At 59.4% G+C, this 6,717-nt stretch carries 8 protein-coding genes; 4 read left to right on the forward strand and 4 right to left on the reverse strand.

Annotated features, from left to right (window positions below; translation table 11 throughout):
• Position 1: 1 nt before the first annotated feature.
• A complete protein-coding gene (locus tag C9E91_RS06220; protein WP_107107484.1) occupies positions 2 to 913 on the reverse strand; it encodes a DnaJ C-terminal domain-containing protein in 912 nt (303 codons plus the stop codon).
• Between the two features lie 273 nt (positions 914 to 1,186).
• Between C9E91_RS06220 and C9E91_RS06225 the strand changes: the two genes are divergently transcribed.
• Complete coding sequence (locus C9E91_RS06225) at positions 1,187 to 1,981, forward strand: polysaccharide deacetylase family protein (protein ID WP_107107507.1); 795 nt, start codon at positions 1,187 to 1,189, stop codon at positions 1,979 to 1,981.
• Positions 1,982 to 2,015: 34 nt separating this feature from the next.
• Here the strand turns inward: C9E91_RS06225 and C9E91_RS06230 are convergent, their stop codons facing one another.
• Entirely contained in the window at positions 2,016 to 3,188 is a 1,173-nt protein-coding gene (locus C9E91_RS06230) for an AI-2E family transporter (RefSeq protein ID WP_107107485.1), read from the reverse strand.
• Positions 3,189 to 3,288: 100 nt separating this feature from the next.
• On the reverse strand, positions 3,289 to 4,155 hold the full coding sequence (locus tag C9E91_RS06235; protein ID WP_107107486.1) for a VOC family protein: 867 nt from the start codon (positions 4,153 to 4,155) through the stop codon (positions 3,289 to 3,291).
• A 319-nt stretch (positions 4,156 to 4,474) separates the two neighbouring features.
• On the opposite strand from C9E91_RS06235, the gene trhA reads away from it, so the two are divergent.
• Positions 4,475 to 5,143: a PAQR family membrane homeostasis protein TrhA gene (gene trhA, locus C9E91_RS06240; protein WP_107107487.1), complete on the forward strand. Its 669-nt coding sequence runs from the start codon at positions 4,475 to 4,477 to the stop codon at positions 5,141 to 5,143.
• Here the strand turns inward: trhA and C9E91_RS06245 are convergent.
• A complete protein-coding gene (locus tag C9E91_RS06245) occupies positions 5,118 to 5,633 on the reverse strand; it encodes a hypothetical protein (RefSeq protein ID WP_107107488.1) in 516 nt (171 codons plus the stop codon). The two genes, trhA and C9E91_RS06245, sit on opposite strands and share 26 nt — an antisense overlap.
• 205 nt (positions 5,634 to 5,838) lie before the next feature.
• On the opposite strand from C9E91_RS06245, the gene C9E91_RS06250 reads away from it, so the two are divergent.
• Positions 5,839 to 6,345 carry a GNAT family N-acetyltransferase gene (locus C9E91_RS06250; protein WP_107107489.1) on the forward strand — a complete coding sequence of 169 codons (507 nt, stop codon included), beginning with the start codon at positions 5,839 to 5,841 and terminating at the stop codon, positions 6,343 to 6,345.
• Positions 6,346 to 6,449: 104 nt separating this feature from the next.
• Positions 6,450 to 6,717, forward strand: a 268-nt coding sequence (locus tag C9E91_RS06255; RefSeq protein ID WP_511458103.1) for a Cif family virulence factor, incomplete at its 3' end; no start/stop codon positions are given.

Here is a 6,717-nt window from a genome sequence, read left to right on the forward strand (position 1 = left end):
CTCAGCCTCCCATGGTCTTTCTGGGATCATGCGTCTTGCCGCCCTGCCATTCGGAAACAAAAGCCGTCAGCTCCGCATCCGGCGCGTCCGGCAAGACGATCTTCAACGAAACATAGGCATCGCCGTTGTCCTTGCCATGCACCGGCACGCCTTTGCCCTTCAGCCGCAAAACCTTGCCGGTGTTGGAGTTCGGTTGAAGGGTAATAGTGACCGGACCGGACGGCGTGGGCACGCGGACTTTGCCGCCGAGCACCGCCTCCGCAAGCGAAATCGGCAGTTCAAATCTAATATCGTTGCCGTCCCGAACGAAGAAGCGGTGCGGGCGCACATGCACCTCTATCAGCGCATCCCCGGAGGCGCCGCCGCCGAAACCGGGGTCGCCCTTGCCGCGGAGGCGCAGCGTCTGCCCGTCGCGGGTTCCCGCCGGTATCTGCACGTCGAGCGCCGGTCCGTCCGGCAGATTGATCTGCTTTTTCGTGCCGTTGATGGCGTCGAGAAAGTCGACCTCCATGGAATAGTGGCGATCCTGACCCTGCATTCCGGATTGGCCTCGGCTGCGACGTGAGAAGAAGCTGGAAAGTATATCGTCGGTATCCCCGAAATCGGCGAAACCACCCGTGTTGCGATAGGGGCCGCGCTGGCCTTCGTTCGCCGCGTAGTCGCGATAATAGCTGCGTGGCGGCTTCTCCGCGCCGGTGTTGTCGATCTCGCCGCGGTCGAAGCGCACGCGCTTCTCCTCGTCGCCGAGGATGCCGTAGGCCGCGGAGACTTCCTTGAATTTATCCTCGGCCTGTTTGTCGCCGGGGTTCAGATCGGGATGCAGCTTTTTCGCAAGCTTGCGATAGGCGCTTTGAATGTCTTTTTGCGGGGCGTCCCGCTTTACGCCCAGAATATCGTAGGGATCACGGCTCATGAATGTTTCCCTTTGGGAGCACAGGAAAATACGCAGATAGTGATAGGCAGGCGTGGTATCAATCGTAGCATAAATGATGGCATGTCGTGCCGGCGATTGCGGCAGAATGGCCGTTGCCGCATTTGTGATGGGGAATGGGCGGTGTTATGGGCAAGCCGCCATATTTCCGTCGCCTTGCCGGACGATGGCGGGCACAGCGTCAAGGAGCTTGTGGCAATCATGCACCTTTTCCGAACAGACTTCATTTCATTCGATCCGACCGGTGGCTGCCTGATGAACCGTTTTCTGCTGACGTCTGCATTCCTGCTCGCCGCTGTTCCGGCCGCTTTTGCCGCCGAGCCCACGGCGAAGCCGGTCGTCTGGCCGCAACTTCCGCCGAAGGCAGCGGCTTCGAACGTCAAGTTGGTCGAGCCCCATCTGCACGTCAATCGCGCCGGTAAGGGCGCACCGCGCATAGCCCTGACCTTCGACGCCTGCATGGGCAAGACCGATCCGCGCATTCTCAGCACATTGGTCGATCACCATATCCCGGCGACGATCTTCGTTACCGCTCGCTGGCTGCGCAGCAACCCCGAAACGCTTGCCGTCTTCCTCGCTCATCCCGACATTTTCGAACTTGAAGATCACGGCCAGAACCACATTCCCGCGGTCGATATCCCAATGGCGGTCTATGGCATTCCCGCTGCCGGTTCGCCGCAGGCGGTCGCGCAGGAGGTCAAAGGCGGTGCCGATGCCATGATCGCCGCCGGCATTCCTCAGCCGCATTGGTTCCGAGGCGCGACGGCAAAATATAGCCTCTCGGCCATCGCTCAGATTCGCGGCATGGGCTATCGCATTGCCGGCTATTCCGTGAATGGCGACAGCGGCTCGCTGCTGCCGGCCAAGATGGTGGAAAAACAATATGCCTCTGCCAAGGACGGCGACGTCATAATCTCGCATATCAACCAGCCGACCCATGCCGCCGGTGAAGGTGTCGCCGCGAGCATCCTGGCGCTGAAGGCCAAGGGCGTGCAGTTCGTTCGCCTACAGGATATTCCCGAGCAGGGGGATGACGATACGACGAACTGAGGCGGTTCGGTCTCAGCGCCGATCGCTGACGCGGTCACTCCGGTAATTGCGGCTGCACCTTTTCGTCCAAGAACAACTCGTTGACCACGGTCATGACGATCAGCGACAGCGGCAGCGCGAGCATCGCGCCGACAGCACCCCACATCCAGGTCCAGAAGATAATCGCCAGGAAAACGATGAATGGATTGAGTTCCCATTGCCGACCCATGACTGCCGGGAAAACCAGATTTTCCACGGTGAGATGGACGGAGAAGAAGGCGACGGCCGGGGCGAGACCGAAGATGATATCGTCATGGGTGATGATGCCGGCGATCGCCAGCGCGATCGTTACCGTCGTGATGCCGACGAACGGGACGAAGCTGGAGAGAAAGGCGAAGATGCCCCAGAGAACCGGCGCGCTCATGCCGCCGACATAGGCAATGATCGTCATCACGACGCCGAGGCCGGCATAGATCAGCGCGGCCGTCGCAAAGTAGAAGCCGAGCACTTGCTCGACCGCATTGATGATGCGGATTGCCGCCAGCCGCGATGTTCTGGTGGAGAAGGTCAAGATGATCGTCTTGCGCAGGCTGATGCGGCCGGCAAGGAACAGCAGCAGCGCCGCAAAAAACAGCAGGCCCTGGACGATGGCGGGCGTCAGGCTATTGGCGAGGATGTGCAGGACGTTGGCGCTGTTTTCGAGCAGCACATTGATCGACATCGGCCCGCTTTCAAAGGTCTGCGGCGTGATGTGTAACCACTTGATCCGTTCGAGATAGGGCATCAGCCGATCGACGGTGCGTTGGAAAAAGTCAGGCCCTTCCTGGGCAAGCGTCGCCATAGGCCCGGCGAGCGAATTGATGATCAGGAAGATGACCAGCGCCACCGCCGATGACAGCAGAACGGCGTTAAGGATGCGCGGCACGCCAAGCTTGCTCAGTCTTTCCGCAGCCAGCCCCAGGATCATGCCGACGACCACGGCCAGCGTCACAGGAATGAGGATGATCGACATCATATAGACGCCGGCAAGCGCCAAGACGAGGAAGATGCCGATAACCGCCCAGGCCGCGGCGACATCGAGCCCATCCTTCTGAACGGGTCTTTCTGATGAGGCTTTGTCCAACTGTTCGGTGTCCGCCCGTAACGCATCCACCCAGGCGCTGGAACGCCCTTCGCTTGCCGCCGCAAGTCTGCGCGCCTGTTTGCGTATGCCGTTGGCGATATCCATCCCCGAACCCGTCGCGCGAAACCCATTGCCTCGATACGCAAACGCGAAAGGCCCGTCCTGGTTCCAGAACGGGCCTTTCGGTAGGCTTCGGGACAGGGGGTCAGGCGATCAAATTCAGCCCGATGCCCCAGGGATCACGCAGCGAAACGCCGCCGTCACGCTTTTCCGTCTTGATCTGATGCAGATCGAGTGCGGCGACGGCCTTGTCGAGCGCGTCCTTGTCGTTGAAACGCAACGTGTAGTCGGAAAGGCCGGTCATATCTTCGGACCGGACGCCGGCGCCGCGGCTGTTCCAGGTATTGGCGCCGAGATGATGGTGATAGCCGCCGGTTGCGAGGAAGGTCGCGCCGGGATAGCGCGCCGCCATTACCTGCATTCCCAGCACATCGCGATAGAAGGCATTCGCTTCCGCGACGTCGCCGACCTGCAAATGGATATGGCCGATCGCCGAACCCTCGGCCATCCCGTCCCAGCGATCCTGCGGTGCGCTTTCGTAAAGTTTCTGCAAATCGAGGCGCAGCGTTGCCATTTCGACTGTGCCGTCGCTGTGGAATTTCCACTGCTCGTGCGGCCGGTCTGCATAGATCTCGATGCCGTTGCCCTCGGGATCGGAAAGGTAGATTGCCTCGCTGACGATATGGTCGGAGGCGCCTTCGAGGGCGACGCCATTATGCGCCGCGTGGCGCAGCCAACGGGCAAGCTCGACGCGATCGGGCATCAGGAAGGCGGTATGGAAAAGGCCTGCGGCCGTTTGCGGCGCTCGTTTAGCCGCGCGATCGGTCGTCAGAGTCAAAAGCGGCTGACCGGCAACGCCCAGCACCTCGCCGCTGGCTGTCTTTTCAATGACCTTCAGGCCCAGCATGTTCTGATAAAAGCGCGACACCAGCGCCAGGTCGGTGACGACAAGATGCGACTGGCCGACATAGGCGGGGCGCGTCAGTGCATAGGAGGGAGCGGTTTCGGTCATGCGGGTATTCCAACCTCAATGTTTTGCAGGAGAGCAACCGGTGCGGCGACGAAAACGCCGCCAATGGCAGGCCTCAGAGCTTTCGCCGGTTGATGTGCCTCTTCAGAATCTCTGGCCCGCTGTACTTGAGCTAGATATGGCGGATTCTGATTGTTCACAGAAGATCAGAAATTGCGGATTGAGCGTTCGCTGTCCGTTGACAGCCGCGTGATGGTCCTCTCGCCATTCACGAAGATTTACCTATATGCGCATTCCACCCAGTTGTCTCCATCCGCCCGAGGTGAGACGATCAACGTTAGCGCGACCAATGGGAGCACGCATGCCCGAATTCAGAGGGATCCGTTGGGCCTATGACCGATATGAAGTGATCGTTGACAGCATCGTCAACGGGATCGGCGTGGTCTTGGCTTTGATCGGCTCGACCGTGTTGATCTTCTATGCGACGGTATGGAGTTCCTACGGCGAGATTGCCGCGGCCTGGATCTATGGCGTCGGCCTCGTTCTGACCCTGGCGATGTCCTTCGCCTACAATGTGTGGCCGGTGTCGCAGACGAAGTGGGTCCTGCGACGTTTCGATCATTCCGCCATCTTCGTCCTGATCGCCGCCACCTATACGCCGTTCCTGCAGCGTGGCGCCGACGATCCTTTGCTGTTTGCCATGCTGATTGCCATCTGGGTTTTCGCCGGACTCGGCATCATGCTGAAATGTGTTTTTCCGGGGCGGTATGACCGGCTGGCTATCCTGCTCTATCTCGCCATGGGCTGGAGCGGCGTGCTGGTGGCGAGACCCGTTGCCCTGCACATACCATTCGCGTCGATGCTGCTGATCATCATCGGCGGCGTCATCTATTCGCTGGGCGTGATTTTCCACGTCTGGGAGAAGTTGCGTTTCCAGAACGCCATCTGGCACGGCTTCGTGCTTGCCGCCGCCGCCGTGCATTATTCGGCGGTGCTGACCTGTTTCAGCCTGTCACCGGAAAATTTTTGACGATCTGTGTCGTTGTCGCGCACTTTATCGTCGAATGCAGGCTGCGCACCAGGCGCATGACGACGGCGTCAAAGCGCTGCATGTCCGTCTTGGGATAATCCATCTGGAAGAAGGCCGCGGCGCCATTGCAGAGAGCGACGCCGCGTACATAGACGATGCGGCCCTGTTTGGTGCCTGAGAAGCTGATGCCGTGCGAGGTCGATTTCGTATAGGAGATCTGCCAGCCATCATTCTTGGCGAGTGCGATGCGGGTATTCGCTTCGGTCGAGAAGTCGCCATCGAGGATATTGGTGCCGAAAACAAGCAGCCGCGCCGACTGATCGGTCGGCGCCAAGGTCATGCCATCGCCATTGTCCGAACGGGCCGAAAGGCGGAATTCCGGCGGCAGTTCAATCGTATAGCCGAACCGCGCATTGTCGTAGGACCACCAGTCGGTGGCCAACGCCGGCGCGGCGGAAAAGAGCAGGAGGGCGATCAGGCGCGCGAGCATTGCGGTTTCCGGGAGGCGGGATCTGCAAACCAGCTATGAATAGCGCATTTTTCAGCAGAAATTCCATAGTGATTCTAGGAATGATTAGAAAATAGCTTCAATTCGTTACGGTTTCATTGCGAGCCATGCAGGAATGGCAGATTTACTTCGTCAATATCGCGGAGTATGCCGCATCGGTATCTTAGAACAATTGGACGATGTGATTATGGACCAAGCCGTGCTGCTTCGCGATGCCACCGAGGCTGATCTGCCTGCGATTTGTGAGATCTACAACGACGCGGTCTTGCACACGACGGCGATCTGGAATGACACGCTGGTCGACGTCGACAATCGGATTGAATGGCTCAAGGCGCGCAAGGCGAAGGGCTTTCCGGTCGTCGTTGCGGAGAAGGACGGCAAGGTCGCCGGCTATGCCTCCTATGGTGATTGGCGTGCCTTTGACGGTTATCGCCACACGGTCGAAAATTCCATCTATGTGGACAAGGATCATCGCGGCCTCGGGATCGGTGAAGGCCTGCTGCGCGAACTCGTCGCCCGTGCGGCTACCGGCAATGTCCACGTCATGATCGCCGCCATCGAGACCGGCAACGCCACCTCCATCCGCCTGCATGAAAAGCTTGGCTTCCGCATCGTTGGTCAGTTTTCAGAAGTCGGCACCAAGTTCGGTCGCTGGCTGGATCTGACCTGCATGGAACTGCGCATAACGGTCTAAGGCGTGAACTCATTAACGGTTGGCCGACTGGGAAGTGAGACAGCGCGAGCGGAGGGCCGACTTTTCGGATAAAGTTCTGTTTCCGATCATCTGAGGGCACTAAGATGTTGGCCTCTGACTTAACGAATTTTATCGAGCAGGATCATCTGGCTTTAGATGCTTTCGTGAAGGGCGATCCTGAACCTCTGAAAGATCTCTACTCGCGACGGGATGACGTCATTATCGCCAATCCGTTCGGGCCGCCGGCGAAGGGGTGGGAAAAGGCCGCCGCGACCATGGAACGGGCTGCAACCAATTACCGGGACGGCGAGGCCACCGGCTTTGAGCGCCTCTCCGAGTACGCGACGGCGGACTTGGGGTACATCATTGAGG

Origin of the sequence: Rhizobium sp. SEMIA4064 (assembly GCF_003025035.1) — a bacterium.
Classification (GTDB): Bacteria; Pseudomonadota; Alphaproteobacteria; order Rhizobiales; family Rhizobiaceae; genus Rhizobium; species Rhizobium paranaense.